Raw genomic sequence first — 14136 nt, forward strand, 5'->3', positions numbered from 1 at the left:
TTCTGCTGTGGTCCGACTTGCTTGGCGACGTTACCCGAGCCCGGGTCGGACTCCGAGTACCGCAGTACCGACGCGCACATGTGTCGCTCCGGCCGTAACCGCGTCCTCGAGGTCCGCACTCATCCCTGCAGAGACCATGTTCGCAGCCGGATGGTTCCCGCGCAGCCGGGATGAGAATTCCATCAGCCGGTCGAACGCCGCCCGTTGCCGCCCCGCGAACGGTCCGGCCAGCGGGGCCACGGTCATCAGGCCGTTCAGCCGCAGTCCGGGCGCGGCCGCGATCGCGTCGGCCAACTCCTCGATCCCGTCGGGTGCGACACCGCCGCGCTCCCCCCGCTCGCCGCTCTCCGCGTCGAGTGCGACCTGAATGAGACACCCCAGCTCACGACCACCGCGGCCGGCCGCCGCCGAAAGGGCGGTCACCAGCTTCGTACGGTCCACCGACTGCACGATATCGGCATAACTCGCCACAGAACGAACCTTGTTCGTCTGCAATTGGCCGACAAAGTGCCAGGTGAGGGATAGATCCGCACATGCAGTGGCCTTGGGGGCCGCATCCTGGTCACGATTCTCCGCGACATGGCGGACACCGAGTTCACTCAGGATCCGCACATCGCTCGCGGGGTAGGTCTTGGTGACCACGATGAGGGTCACCTCCTCCCGCTTGCGACCGGCGGCGGCACAGGCGGAAGCAATGCGTTCCTCCACTTGTGCCAGATTTGCGGCGAGTTGTTCCTTACGGTCCGTCATGCCCTATCAGTCCAACCAGACATATCCGGCGAGCCGCCCGGTGGTGCGGTCGCGTCGGTACGAGAAGTGGTCGCCCGATTCAAGGGTGCAGAAGGGCGACATGTGCCGGTCCGTGACCCCGAGGGCCTGCAACTGGGCGTGGACTCCGGCGGTGACGTCCACCGCCGGTGTTCCCCAGCTGGTCTCGGACCACGAGCCGGGGACGCTGTTCGCGACCTCGTCCCGCATCGCGGCCGGAACCTCGTAGCACCGCCCGCAGACGGCCGGCCCGGTGCGGGCGGTGATCCGGGAGGTGTCCGCGCCGAGCTCGACCATGGCCGCGACCGCGGCCGGCACGACTCCGGCCACCAGCCCCGGCCGGCCCGCATGCGCCGCGGCGACGATTCCGGCGACCGGATCGGCGAGCAGCACGGGGGTGCAGTCGGCGGTGAGTACGGCGAGCGCGAGCCCGCGCCGCGCGGTCACCACCGCGTCCACGGCGGGAATCTCAGGGATGTCGCCCCAGGGACCGTCGACCACGGCGACGTCCCGCCCGTGCACCTGGTTCATCCAGACGACCTGCGCCGGATCGAGTCCGCGGTCGTGCGCGGCACGTTCCCGGTTGGCGAGAACGGCGGCGGGGTCGTCACCGACCGCGCCGCCGAGGTTGAGCTCCGCATACGGAGCGGCGCTCACTCCGCCCCACCTGTCGGTGAAGGAGAAGTGGGCGCCGCCCTGCGAAGAAACAGAAGCCGTTGAGCTCACTGCGTGATGCGGATCTATCACTTCAAGAAGTCCGGGACATCCAGCTCTTCGGCCTGGGAGTCCTGGTAGGGACGGGCCGGCGGGACGTGCGGCGGGGACACCGGCGGCAGGTGGCTCTCATGGACCGCCTGAACCGGCTCGGCCTGGACCGGGGGCTCCTCGCGCAGCGGCACGGAGCCCAGTCCGCCCGACTGACGCACGGGCTCGGCGGCCCGGACCGGCGGGGCCGGCTCCTCGCGCTTGGCGGAGTTGGCACCCAGGACGTTCTCCCGGCGGGCCGGCGGCTGTCCGCCGTCGAACCCCGCAGCGATCACGGTGACCCGTACCTCGTCACCCAGGGCGTCGTCGATGACCGCGCCGAAGATGATGTTGGCCTCGGGGTGCGCCGCCTCGCTCACCAGCTGGGCGGCCTCGTTGATCTCGAAGAGACCGAGGTCGCTGCCGCCGGAGATGGAGAGCAGGACACCTCGGGCGCCGTCGATGGACGCCTCCAGGAGCGGTGAGGAGATCGCCATCTCCGCAGCGGCCACCGCGCGGTCGTCGCCGCGGGCCGAGCCGATGCCCATGAGCGCCGATCCGGCCTCGGACATGACCGACTTGACGTCGGCGAAGTCGAGGTTGATCAGACCCGGGGTGGTGATCAGGTCGGTGATGCCCTGGACGCCCGAGAGCAGGACCTGGTCCGCCGACTTGAACGCGTCGAGCACGCTGACCTGGCGGTCCGAGATGGACAGCAGTCGGTCGTTGGGAATGACGATGAGGGTGTCGACCTCTTCGCGGAGTTCGGCGATGCCGTCCTCCGCCTGGTTCGCGCGACGCCTGCCCTCGAAGGTGAACGGGCGGGTGACCACACCGATCGTCAGGGCGCCCAGCGAGCGTGCGATGTTGGCGACGACGGGTGCGCCACCGGTTCCGGTGCCACCACCTTCGCCTGCGGTGACGAAGACCATGTCGGCCCCCTTGAGGACCTCCTCGATCTCTTCACGGTGGTCCTCTGCCGCCTTGCGACCGACGGCCGGGTTCGCCCCGGCGCCGAGGCCGCGGGTGAGTTCACGGCCGACGTCGAGCTTGACGTCGGCGTCGCTCATCAACAGGGCTTGCGCATCAGTGTTGATCGCGATGAACTCGACGCCCTTGAGACCGACCTCGATCATTCGGTTGATGGCATTGACACCACCGCCGCCGACACCGATGACCTTGATGACTGCGAGGTAGTTCTGCGGTGCTGCCACGTCGAAGGCCTCTCGCCTCGAGTTACGTGTCGTCGCTTGGCGGTAGTCCCGCCGCGACGACGGATGCCGATTGGGACGGTCCGGACGCCGACCCGAACCCTAACGTTGAAGTTTAGGGTTACCAGTGTGTCTGCTTCATGGACTCTTCCGAACAGGACACTAAGTCGACAAGTGGCGCACGTTCAACGAACACGCCGAACCTCCCGTTTTTCTTTTCACCCTATGTGATCACCCGTAGCGCTGACCAACCAGGGTGCTGGCCAGGCCAAATGTGCGTCAACTACCCGACACCGCAGGAGCGGTGGGTGCACTCACGTCGAAGTGTCCCGCTTTGGGGGCAGCTTTCATGAGAGCGGTGAGGACTTTCGCCTTCACCGCGCCTTCTTCACCACTTCCCCAGATCACCTCACGGTCCCGGGTGAGTTCCAGGGAGACCGAATCGTACGAGGTGACCCGCACGACCCGGGTGTCCCTGGCGATGACGCCCGGGAGATCACCCGCGACCCGGACCGCCTCACGCACCAGCCGGTCACTGCCGAAACGACGCAGGCTCGCCGACCGGTCAGTGGTCAGCTCCAGCAGCGGCACGTGCGCGGGCGCCTTGTCCACCGTGGCGAAGCGGACACCCTTGGCGTCCACTTCGATGAACTCCGCGCCCTTCTTCACCAACAGGACCGGCTTTCGTTCGGTCACTTTAAGTCCGATGCCATGCGGCCATGACCGTACGACATCCACCGAGTCGATACGAGGCAACTTCTGGCGCAATCTGTCCGCGATGGCATCGGTGTCCACGGATACGAGCGGGGCGCCCATCGGCACCGCCGCCGCGGTCTCCACCTCGGCCGGGGTCAGCACGTCGACACCGGTGATCCGGACCTGTTCGGTGCGGAGCCAGGACGAGCCGTAGAGCGCCCAGACGGCGCCGGAGCCGAGCAGCAGCACGGCGGCGGCGATCACGATCAGCAGGGTGCGCCGGGACATCCGGCGCCCTTCGGTACCCGGGCGCGGCGGGCGGTCCGCGGTGCCCTCCTGCTGCCCTGCCCCGCGCTGGGCGGTCGTCGGTCCGGCCACGCTCGCTCCTTACGCCGGGTCCGGGGGCGCCGCCCCCGGACCCGTCCGCCTCACGCGCCTCTGCGTGCGGCAATCGCCTCGTACACCATGCCGACCAGCAGATCGTCGGCGTCCCGGCGGCCGAACTCGGCAGCGGCGCGGGACATTTCGTACAGCCGGTGCGGATCCGACAGCACCGGAAGGACGTTGCCCTGCACCCACTCGGGGGTGAGCGCCGCGTCGTCCACCAGCAGGCCGCCGCCGGCGTTGACCACCGGCTGGGCGTTGAGCCGCTGTTCGCCGTTGCCGATCGGCAACGGGACGTAGGCGGCGGGCAGCCCCACGGCGGAGAGTTCGGCGACGGTCATCGCACCCGCGCGGCAGAGCATCATGTCGGCCGCGGCGTACGCGAGATCCATCCGGTCCACGTACGGTACCGGGATATAGGGCGGCATCCCGGGCATGTTGTCGACGCGCGGCATTTCGTTCTTCGGGCCGACCACGTGCAGGATCTGGATGCCGGAGCGCTGCAGCAGCGGGGCGACCCGCTGGACGACCTCGTTGAGGTGGCGGGCGCCCTGCGAACCGCCGGAGACCAGCAGCGTCGGCAGGTTGGGGTCGAGGCCGAAGGCCGCACGCGCCTCCGGACGGACCCGGGCCCGGTCCAGGGTGGCGATGGTGCGGCGCAGCGGGATGCCGATGTAGCGGGCACCGCGCAGCTTGCTGTCGGGGGTGGAGACGGCGACCCCGTGCGCGTACCGCGAACCGATCTTGTTGGCCAGGCCCGGCCGGGCGTTGGCCTCGTGCACCACGATCGGCACTCCGGCGCGCTTGGCGGCGAGGTAACCGGGCAGCGCCACATAGCCGCCGAAGCCGACCACGCAGTCGGCCTTGGTGCGTTCCAGGATCTGCTCGGCCGCCTTGATGGTGCCTCGCAGCCTTCCCGGGACGGTGATGAGTTCAGGGGTGGGCTTGCGCGGCAGCGGTACGGCAGGGATCAGGGCGAGTTCGTACCCCCGCTCGGGTACGAGCCTGGTCTCGAGTCCGCGCTCCGTGCCGAGAGCGGTGATTCCCACGCTCGGGTCCTGCCTGCGCAGGGCGTCCGCGAGGGCGAGCGCGGGCTCGATGTGGCCGGCGGTCCCCCCACCGGCGAGTACGACATGCACCGAAATTCACCGCTCTCCGGACGGACGCTTCTTGACGCGCCGTCTCATCGTCTTCCATCTCACCCCGGGCCTCCGCATGGCCAGGGCCGCCTTCGCTGCGGGATCCGCTCGCGCGAACGCGATCAGCAGCCCGACAGCGAACATGGTCGGCAGCAGGGCCGACCCCCCGTAGGAGAACAGCGGGAGCGGGACACCGGCGATCGGCAGCAGGCCGAGCACCGCACCGATGTTGATCACGGCCTGAGCCGTGATCCAGGTGGTCACACCTCCCGCTGCGTACCTCACGAAGGGGTCCTCCGTGCGTCCGGCCACGCGGATACCCGCATAGCCTAGAGCCGCGAAGAGGGCGAGTACCGACAGCGTCCCCGCCAACCCCAGTTCCTCCCCGGTGATGGCGAAGATGAAGTCGGTGTGAGGTTCGGGTAGTTGGCCCCATTTTTCCACACTTGCACCCAGCCCGGATCCGAACCAGCCGCCGGATGCCAGAGCATAGATGCCGTGCACGGCCTGCCAGCACGAGCCTCCTGGTCCGGGTTCGCTGGCGCCCATGCAGTCGAGCCTGGACATCCGGTTCGGACTGGTCTTGATCAGCAGGAAGGCGATCAGACCGGCGCATGCGAGGACTCCGGCGAACAGCCGGGTGGGAGCCCCGGCCAGCCAGAGCAGTCCGAACAGGATCGCCGTGAGAATGATCGCAGTGCCCATGTCACCGCCGAGCATGATCAGCCCGAGCAGCATGAAGGCGACCGGGACGAGCGGCACGAGCATGTGCTTCCACTGGGCCAGCAGCCGCTTGTCCTGTTTGCGGGCGAGCAGGTCGGCCCCCCACAGGACGAGGGCGAGCTTGCCGAACTCACTGGGCTGGAGCTGGAAGGGGCCGCCCAGGTAGAGCCAGTTGCGGTTGCCGTTGACCGACATCCCTATCCCCGGCACCTGGACCAGCACCATCAGGAAGACGGTGCCCATCAGCAGCGGGTAGGACAGCGCCCGGTGCAGTTTGACCGGCATCCGGGCCGCGATCGCCATCAGCCCGGCCCCGATGACGGCGGCGAGGAACTGCTTGCGGAAGAAGTACGTGCCCGGCTTGCCGAGCTCCAGAGCCTTGATCATCGAGGCGGAGTAGACCATCACCAGGCCGAGCACGGTGATGAGGAGCCCGGCACCCAGGATCAGGTAGTACGCCGTCAGCGGGCGGTCCCAGGCCCGGCGTGCCTGCTCGTAGAGCCGCCGGGCACCTCCGCCGCGCGGGCTGCGGGGGCTGCCGGCGGTCCGGGAGCGTGCTGCCGGGGGGCGCCGGGAGCCGGCGGCCGGCCGGACACGCAGGGCGACGCCGTCCGGTACGGGTGCGCCCCCGGCCACGAGGAGGGGCGGATGGAGCGACCGGCTGATCGCCGAGGTCGCCCACGAGCGGTCCCTGCCGCGTGCGGCAGGGCTCTCTTCGGCAGGCATGGTCCCTGTCCCCTCCACTGCTCGTGCCCGGGGCTCCGGTGCCGGGGCCCGGGGCCCCGGCACAGCCGTACGTACCCGGTGCTCCGGGACGGTACGGCGCGGAGGCCGGGCCCGTCAGGCGCTCTCGGCGGCGCGTGCGCGGACGGCGTCCGCGAAGGCCTCGCCCCGCTTGTTGTAATTGACGAACATGTCCATCGAGGCGCAGGCCGGGGCCATCAGTACGGTGTCTCCCGGCCGGGCGAGCCGTGCCGCCTCGCGGACCGCCTCGGACATCGCCCCAGTGTCGGTCCGGTCGAGGTCGACCACCGGGACCTCGGGCGCGTGTCGCGCGAGGGCTTCGCGGATCAGGGCCCGGTCCGCGCCCATCAGTACGACGCCCCGCAGGCGCTTCGCACACCCGGTCACCAGCTCGTCGAACGTGGCGCCCTTGGCCAGGCCGCCGGCGATCCAGACGATCGGGTCGTAGGCCGCCAGGGAGGCCTCGGCGGCGTGCGTGTTGGTGGCCTTGGAGTCGTCGATGTAGGCGACCCCGGCGACGTCCGCGACGTGCTCGATGCGGTGCGGGTCCGGGCGGAAGGCCCGCAGCCCGTCGCGCACCGCGGCCGGCTTCACGCCGAAGGCGCGGGCCAGTGCCGCCGCGGCCAGCGCGTTGGCGATGTTGTGCGGGGCCGGCGGATTGACGTCCGCGACCTCGGCGAGCTCCTGGGCCTGCTTCTGCCGGTTCGTCACGAAGGCGCGGTCGACGAGGATGCCGTCGACGACTCCGAGCTGGGAGGGGCCGGGGGGACCGAGGGTGAAGCCGATCGCCCGGCAGCCCTCCTCGACGTCCGCCTCACGCACCAGGTCCTCGGTCGCGCGGTCCGCCACGTTGTAGACGCAGGCGACGGTGTTGCCCTCGTAGATCCGGCCCTTGTCGGCGGCGTACGCCGCCATGGAGCCGTGCCAGTCGAGGTGGTCGGGGGCCAGGTTGAGAACGGCCGCGGAGTGGGCGCGCAGCGAGGGCGACCAGTGCAGCTGGTAGCTGGAGAGCTCGACGGCCAGGACGTCGTACGTCTCCTCGCCGAGGACCGCGTCCAGCAGTGAGACCCCGATGTTGCCGACGGCGGCGGTGCGCAGCCCGGCCGCCTCGAGGATCGAGGCGAGCATCCGTACGGTCGTGGTCTTGCCGTTGGTGCCGGTGACCGCGAGCCAGGGCGCGGCGCCGGGTCCGCGCAGCCGCCAGGCGAGTTCGACGTCGCCCCAGACGGGGACGCCCGCCTCGGCGGCTGCGGCGAAGAGCGGCTTGTCGGGCTTCCAGCCCGGGGTGGTGACGATGAGCTCGGTGGACGCGGGCAGGGTGGCCCCGTCGCCGAGGCGCACGGTGATGCCGTGCGCCTCCAGCTCCGCGGCCTGACCGCGGGAGCGCTCGTCGTCACCGTCGTTGACCACGGTGACGACGGCGCCGAGGCCGTGCAGGACCCGGGCCGCCGGGATCCCGGAGACTCCGAGTCCGGCGACCGTGACGTGCTTGCCCTGCCAGTCCACGTTGCTCACTTCTTGGCTGCCCATCCTGCGTAGAAGAGGCCGAGGCCGACGATCACGCACATGCCCTGGATGATCCAGAAGCGGACCACGACAAGGACTTCGGACCACCCCTTGAGTTCGAAGTGGTGCTGGAGCGGTGCCATCCGGAAGACCCGCTTGCCGGTCATCTTGAACGAGCCGACCTGGATGACGACGGACATCGTGATCATCACGAAGAGGCCGCCGAGCACCGCCATCAGGAACTCCGTACGGGAGCAGATCGCCAGACCGGCGAGGGCGCCGCCGAGGGCGAGCGAACCGGTGTCGCCCATGAAGATCTTGGCGGGCGAGGTGTTCCACCACAGGAAGCCGAAGCAGGAGCCCATCAGCGCGGAGGCCACGACCGCGAGGTCGAGCGGATCTCGCACTTCGAAGCAGGCGCTCGGGTTGGTGAGGGTGGCCGCGTTGGCACAGGACTCCTGGAACTGCCAGAGCCCGATGAACGTGTACGCGCCGAAGACCATCACCGACGCACCGGTGGCGAGGCCGTCCAGACCGTCCGTCAGGTTCACACCGTTGGACATGGCCAGAATCATGAAGAGCGCCCAGAGCACGAACAGCACCGGGCCGATCGACCAGCCGAAGTCCTCGACGAACGAGAGCCTGGTGGAGGCGGGGGTGTTGCCGCGGGCGTCGGCGAACTGGAGCGAGAGCACCGCGAAGGCGACGCCGACGATCAGCTGGCCGGCCATCTTCGCCTTGGCGCGCAGGCCCAGCGAGCGCTGCTTGACGATCTTGATGTAGTCGTCGAGGAAGCCGACGAGTCCCATGCCGGCCATCAGGAAGAGGACCAGTACGCCGGAGAAGCGCATGTCCTCGCCGGTGATCACCTTCGCCAGGACGTACGCGATGATCGTCGCCAGGATGAAGGCGATGCCGCCCATGGTGGGCGTGCCCTTCTTCGATCCATGACTGCGCGGGCCGTCGTCCCGGATGAACTGCCCGTATCCCTTGCGGGCCAGCAGCTTGATCAGGAGCGGGGTACCGACCAGGGTCAGGAAGAGCCCGATGGCCCCCGCGAAGAGGATCTGCCTCATCGGCCGGCGACCTCGCCCTCGGTCGCGTTCTCCAGCAGTGCCACGGCGACCTGCTCCAGGCCGGCTGACCGGGACGCCTTCACCAGCACGACGTCTCCCGGGCGCAGTTCACTGCGCAACAGGTCGACGGCAGCCTGTGCGTCGGACACATGCACCGACTCCTCACCCCACGAACCCTCGTTGTATGCGCCCAGTTGCAGCCAGGAGGCTTCTCTGCCCCCGACCGCGACGAGCTTGCTGACGTTGAGCCGGACGGCGAGCCGTCCGACCGCGTCGTGCTCGGCGAGCGAGGCGTCGCCGAGCTCGGCCATGGGGCCGAGCACCGCCCAGGTACGCCGTCCCCTCCCCATGGCGGCCAGCGCGCGCAGCGCGGCTCTCATGGATTCGGGGTTGGCGTTGTAGGCGTCATTGACGAACGTCACGCCGTCCGGACGCTCGGTGACCTCCATGCGCCAGCGGGAGAGGGTGCCCGCCTCGGAGAGCGCCACGGCGATCTCGTCTGCGGACAGGCCCAACTCATGGGCGACGGCGGCCGCGGCGAGCGCGTTCGACACGTGGTGCTCACCGTACAGGCGCATGGTCACATCGCTGCACCCGGTGGGTGTGTGGAGCCTGAACGCGGGGCGGCCGTCCTCGGTGAGCCGGACGTTCTCACCCCGTACGTCCGCATCCGCGGCTTCACCGAAGAGCAGGACCCGGGCCTTGGTCCGGGAGGTCATGGCGCGTACGAGCGGGTCGTCGGCGTTGAGGACGGCGACGCCGTCCACGGGGAGGGACTCGACCATCTCACCCTTGGCCTGCGCGATCTGCTCGCGGCCGCCGAACTCGCCGATGTGGGCGGTGCCGACGTTGAGGACGAGGCCGATCCGCGGCGGGACGAGGCCGGTGAGGTAGCGGATGTCGCCGATGTAGCGGGCGCCCATTTCGAGGACCAGGTGCTGGGTCTCGCCGGTGGCACGCAGTGCGGTGAGCGGCAGGCCGATCTCGTTGTTGAGGTTGCCCGCCGGATAGACGGTGGGGCCCTTGCGCTCCAGGAGCTGGGCGATGAGGTCCTTGGTGGAGGTCTTGCCGGCGGACCCGGTGAGGGCGACCACGGTGGCGCCGAGGCGCTCGACGACGGCACGGGCGAGGGCGCCGAGCGCCGCCACCACGTCGTCGACGACGATCGCGGGGACGCCGACGGGACGGGCGGCCAGGACGACTGCCGCGCCCGCCTCGGCGGCGCGCTGCGCGAAGTCGTGGCCGTCGGCCCGTTCGCCGGTGAAGGCGACGAAGAGGCTGCCCGGCTTCACTTCCCGGGAGTCGATGACGACTGGCCCGCTGACGGTTGCTGCCGGATCCGGTATGTCGTACGACTGCCCGCCGACGATTTCGGCGATCTCGGCGAGGGAGAGGGCGATCACTTGGTCATCCCTGACTGTTGTTCTCGTGGGTGGGGGCACGGTGGGTGGCGCTCTCGTGCCCCAGGGACCGCTCGATGGCCTCTCGGAGGACCACGCGGTCATCGAAGGGGCGTACTACTCCGTGGATGTCCTGGCCCTGCTCGTGGCCCTTGCCGGCGATCAGGACGGTGTCGCCGGGTCCGGCGCGGCCGACCGCCGCGGCGATGGCGGCGGCCCGGTCGGCGTCGACCAGGACGTCGCCGCGTTCGTGCACGGGCACCTCGGCGGCGCCCGCGAGCATGGCGGCGAGGATGCCGAGCGGGTCCTCGGAGCGGGGGTTGTCGGAGGTCAGTACCGCGGTGTCGGCGAGCCGGGCCGCGGCCGCGCCCATCGGGCCGCGTTTGGTGGTGTCGCGGTCGCCGCCGCAGCCGAGGACGATGTGCAGCCTGCCCTCGGTGACCTTCTGGAGTGAGCGCAGCACCGACTCGACGGCGTCCGTCTTGTGCGCGTAGTCGACGAGTGCGAGATACGGCTGTCCGGCGTCGACCCGCTCCAGCCGGCCGGGCACCCCGGGCACCGCGGCGACACCGTCGGCCGCGGTCTGCGGGTCGATGCCCGCGACGGCGAGGGTGACGATCGCGGCCAGGGTGTTGGCGACGTTGAACGGGCCGGGCAGCGGGGCCCTGGCGGTGGCCCGCTCGTCCTTGGGTCCGACGACGGTGAAGGTGGAGCCGAGCTGGCCGACCTCGACGTCCTCGGCCCGCCAGTCGGCGTCCGGATGGCCCTCGGCGGAGAAGGTGGTGACCGGGACGGAGGCCTCGGTGACCAGCCTGCGGCCGTACTCGTCGTCGTAGTTGACGACGGCCTGCCTGCTGCGCTGCGGGGTGAACAGCCGGGCCTTGGCCTGGAAGTAGTCCTCCATGCCGGAGTGGAACTCCATGTGTTCCGGGCTGAGGTTGTTGAAGACGGCGACGTCGAAGACGCAGCCGTCGACCCGGCCGAGCATCAGGGCGTGGCTGGAGACCTCCATCGTCACCGCGTCCACGCCGCGTTCGCGCATGACGGCGAACAGGGCCTGCAGATCGGTGGCTTCGGGTGTGGTGCGCTCGGACTTGATGCGTTCGTCGCCGATCCGCGTCTCGACGGTGCCGATGAGACCGGTGTCGCGTCCGGCGCCGCGGAAGCCGCCCTCGATGAGGTAGGCGGTCGTGGTCTTGCCGGATGTTCCGGTGATGCCGACTTGGAGGAGACCGGTACCGGGGTGGCCGTAGATCTCGGCGGCGAGTTCGCCCATCCGGCCGCGCGGGTCCTCGGTGACCAGCACCGGGAGTCCGGTGGCGGCGGCACGTTCGGCACCCGCGGGGTCGGTGAGGATCGCGGCCGCGCCGAGGCCGGCCGCCTGGGCGGTGAAGTCGGCGCCGTGGAGCCGGGCGCCCGGCAGGGCCGCGTACAGATCTCCGGGGCGAACGGCCCGGGAGTCGTGGGTGATGCCGGTGACTTCGCCGCTGACCGGTGGCCGGGCTCCCAGCCGGGCTGCCAGTTCACCGAGGGAGGTCGGCCGCAGCCGATCCGGGCGGGGCGCTCCCGGGTAGTTCACAGACGCGTCCTTCTGGGTGGTTCGGGACTGTTCGGCGTGGGGCACGGCGGTGAGCGTACCGGGCGCACCCGGCCTGTCGCGAAGTGAGGGGGCGGGGGTGCGGGGGTCGCCGTTCCGGTTCCCGGGATCGGGGGTGATGGTTGTCACTGGTGGTCTCCGCGAGTTCACTCGCCGGGTTCGAAGGACACCGGCAGCCTGGCCGGCTCGCTGCCGGACGGTGCGGTCTGCAGCGTCTTCAGCGCGAATTCCATGACCTGCTTGTAGATGGGTCCGCAGATCTGGCCGCCGAAGTAGCTGCCCTTGGTCGGGTTCTGGATCGCGCAGTAGACGGTGATCTGGGGGTCGTCGGCGGGGGCGAAACCGGCGAAGGAGGCGGTGTAGCCGTGGTAGCCGCCGCGTACCGGATCGACTCGGTTGGCCGTACCGGTCTTGCCCGCGACGCGGTAGCCGGGGATCTTGGCCTTCGTTCCGGTGCCCTCCTCGTCACCGACCACCGACTCCAGCATGTTCGCGAGCGTCCTGGCGGTCTTCTCGCTGACCACCCGGGACTGCTCCGGGGCTTCGGCGGGGGTGAAGCGTCCGTCGGCGCCCTTGGTGCCGCGGACGAGGGTCGGTTCGATGCGGACCCCGCCGTTGGCGATCGTGGAGTAGATGGAGGCGGCCTGCATGGCATTGAGCGAGAGGCCCTGGCCGAAGGGGATCGTGTACTGCTGCGAGGTCGACCAGTCCTGCGGCTTGGCGAGGATGCCGGGGGTCTCGCCGGGGTAGCGGAGTCCGGTCGGCGAGCCGATGCCGAACTTGCGCAGGTAGGAGTAGAGCACCTTGTTGGACTCGGCCTGGGTCTTGCCCAGTTGTCCGGTGGCCAGGATGGTGCCGATGTTGCTGGACTTGGCGAGTACGCCGTTGAGCGTCAGGTGCCAGGTGGGGTGGTCGATGTCGTCCTTGAAGAGCCGGTCGCCCCGGTGCAGCCGGTTGGGCACGGTGACATGGGTGCCGGGCGTGGCCACGCCCTCCTCCAGCACGGCGGCCATGGACATGACCTTGCTGGTGGAGCCGGGCTCGTAGACGTCCTGGAGGGCCGCGTTGCCGAGCGAGGCGGCGTCGGCCTGCGAGAGGTCGTTGGGGTCGAAGCCCGGGGCGTTGGCCATGGCGAGCACCTCGCCGGTGCGGGTGTTCTGCACGACGACGTAGCCGCGGTCGGCCTTGGACTTCTTCACCTGGTCGGAGATGGCCTTCTGGGCCGCCCACTGGATGTCGCGGTCGATGGTCAGCTCGATGTCGGAGCCCGCGACGGCCGGGACCTCCTTGGTGCCCGCGGTGGGCACCCTGCGGCCGCCGGACTGGGCGTACTTGATCGTGCCGTCCTCGCCCGCGAGCTCCTTGTCGAGCTGCGATTCGAGGCCGCCCGCGCCCTTGCCCTCGGCGTTGACGTATCCCAGTATCCCGGCGGCGAGCCCGCCGTTGGGGTAGATCCGCTTGGTGGTCGACTCCTGGAAGACGCCGGCCAGTACGTTGGCCCCCGGGCCGCCGGCCGCCTTGTCCTTCGCGGCCTTCTCGGCGAAGACGGACTTGAGGTCCTTGATCTGCTTCCAGACCTGCGGGGTCTGCCTGCGGGCCAGCACCGCGTACCGGCTCCCGGGCTTCGACAGCTTCTTCGTCAGTTGCGCCGCGTCGGCGTCCAGGATGGGTGCGAGGAGGGCGGCCGCCTGCTGCGGGGCGTCCGGGGCCTTGCTGTCGGCCGGGGTGAACATCTTGGGGTCGGCGGTGATGTCGTACGCGTCCACGCTGGTGGCCAGCGCGATGCCGCCGCGGTCGGTGATCTCGCCGCGTTCGGCCGCCACGGTGTAACTGAGATAGCGGTTGGCCTGGGCCTTGGCCGTGTACGCGTTGGCCTCGACGGCCTGGACCTGGAGGAGCCGGACGACGAACGCGATCATGACGAGCGTCAGCGCGAGGCTGACCAGCCGCAGCCGCGGGCGCGGACTGCCGAGGCGCAGCGGACGGCCGGAGCGGCCGCGCGGTGTCCGTCCGCGCGGGGCGGCGGAGGGCCGGCGGCGCGGCTCGGGGCGGGCGGCGGGCCGGGGGCGGCCGGACCGGGCCGCGGCGCCACGGGGGCGGGCCGGGCCGGGTACCCGGCGGCGCGGTGGTTCCTGGGAAGGCACTGCA

The 14136-nt window shown here is 70.3% G+C and carries 11 protein-coding genes; all 11 read right to left on the minus strand.

Features of this window, described 5'->3' with window-relative positions; all coding sequences use genetic code 11:
• Positions 1–30: 30 nt before the first annotated feature.
• Complete coding sequence (locus OG782_RS09255; protein ID WP_406449168.1) at positions 31–750, minus strand: YggS family pyridoxal phosphate-dependent enzyme; 720 nt, start codon at positions 748–750, stop codon at positions 31–33.
• Between the two features lie 6 nt (positions 751–756).
• On the minus strand, positions 757–1515 hold the full coding sequence (gene pgeF / locus OG782_RS09260; protein WP_406449170.1) for a peptidoglycan editing factor PgeF: 759 nt from the start codon (positions 1513–1515) through the stop codon (positions 757–759).
• On the minus strand, positions 1512–2726 hold the full coding sequence (gene ftsZ, locus OG782_RS09265; RefSeq protein WP_406449173.1) for a cell division protein FtsZ: 1215 nt from the start codon (positions 2724–2726) through the stop codon (positions 1512–1514). The genes pgeF and ftsZ overlap by 4 nt, the downstream gene beginning before the upstream one ends.
• Positions 2727–3002: 276 nt before the next feature.
• The gene (locus tag OG782_RS09270) at positions 3003–3797 is read right to left on the minus strand and encodes a cell division protein FtsQ/DivIB (protein ID WP_406449175.1); all 795 of its coding nucleotides are present in this window, start codon (positions 3795–3797) and stop codon (positions 3003–3005) included.
• Between the two features lie 50 nt (positions 3798–3847).
• Complete coding sequence (gene murG / locus OG782_RS09275) at positions 3848–4942, minus strand: undecaprenyldiphospho-muramoylpentapeptide beta-N-acetylglucosaminyltransferase (protein ID WP_148017738.1); 1095 nt, start codon at positions 4940–4942, stop codon at positions 3848–3850.
• 6 nt (positions 4943–4948) lie between these two features.
• Positions 4949–6391 (minus strand): putative lipid II flippase FtsW, encoded by a 1443-nt coding sequence (ftsW, locus tag OG782_RS09280; RefSeq protein WP_406449177.1) that lies wholly within the window; start codon positions 6389–6391, stop codon positions 4949–4951.
• Between the two features lie 114 nt (positions 6392–6505).
• Complete coding sequence (gene murD / locus OG782_RS09285; RefSeq protein WP_406449179.1) at positions 6506–7939, minus strand: UDP-N-acetylmuramoyl-L-alanine--D-glutamate ligase; 1434 nt, start codon at positions 7937–7939, stop codon at positions 6506–6508.
• Positions 7921–8991, minus strand: coding sequence for a phospho-N-acetylmuramoyl-pentapeptide-transferase (gene mraY, locus OG782_RS09290; RefSeq protein WP_350988506.1), 1071 nt, complete (start codon positions 8989–8991; stop codon positions 7921–7923). The genes murD and mraY overlap by 19 nt, the downstream gene beginning before the upstream one ends.
• The gene (gene murF / locus OG782_RS09295; RefSeq protein WP_406449182.1) at positions 8988–10394 is read right to left on the minus strand and encodes a UDP-N-acetylmuramoyl-tripeptide--D-alanyl-D-alanine ligase; all 1407 of its coding nucleotides are present in this window, start codon (positions 10392–10394) and stop codon (positions 8988–8990) included. Before murF ends, mraY begins: the two co-directional genes overlap by 4 nt.
• A gap of 4 nt (positions 10395–10398) precedes the next feature.
• Positions 10399–12117 (minus strand): UDP-N-acetylmuramoyl-L-alanyl-D-glutamate--2,6-diaminopimelate ligase, encoded by a 1719-nt coding sequence (locus OG782_RS09300; protein WP_406449184.1) that lies wholly within the window; start codon positions 12115–12117, stop codon positions 10399–10401.
• A gap of 17 nt (positions 12118–12134) precedes the next feature.
• Entirely contained in the window at positions 12135–14132 is a 1998-nt protein-coding gene (locus OG782_RS09305) for a penicillin-binding transpeptidase domain-containing protein (protein ID WP_406449186.1), read from the minus strand.
• Between the last annotated feature and the right edge of the window lie 4 nt (positions 14133–14136).

Source organism: Streptomyces sp. NBC_00876 (assembly GCF_045207435.1).
Lineage (GTDB): Bacteria > Actinomycetota > Actinomycetes > Streptomycetales > Streptomycetaceae > Streptomyces.

Excerpts from the sequence above, each read along its gene's own strand:
- OG782_RS09255 (WP_406449168.1), bottom strand. The coding sequence starts at position 750 with ATGACGGACCGTAAGGAACAACTCGCCGCAAATCTGGCACAAGTGGAG.
- ftsW (WP_406449177.1), bottom strand. The coding sequence starts at position 6,391 with ATGCCTGCCGAAGAGAGCCCTGCCGCACGCGGCAGGGACCGCTCGTGG.
- murD (WP_406449179.1), bottom strand. The coding sequence starts at position 7,939 with ATGGGCAGCCAAGAAGTGAGCAACGTGGACTGGCAGGGCAAGCACGTC.
- mraY (WP_350988506.1), bottom strand. The coding sequence starts at position 8,991 with ATGAGGCAGATCCTCTTCGCGGGGGCCATCGGGCTCTTCCTGACCCTG.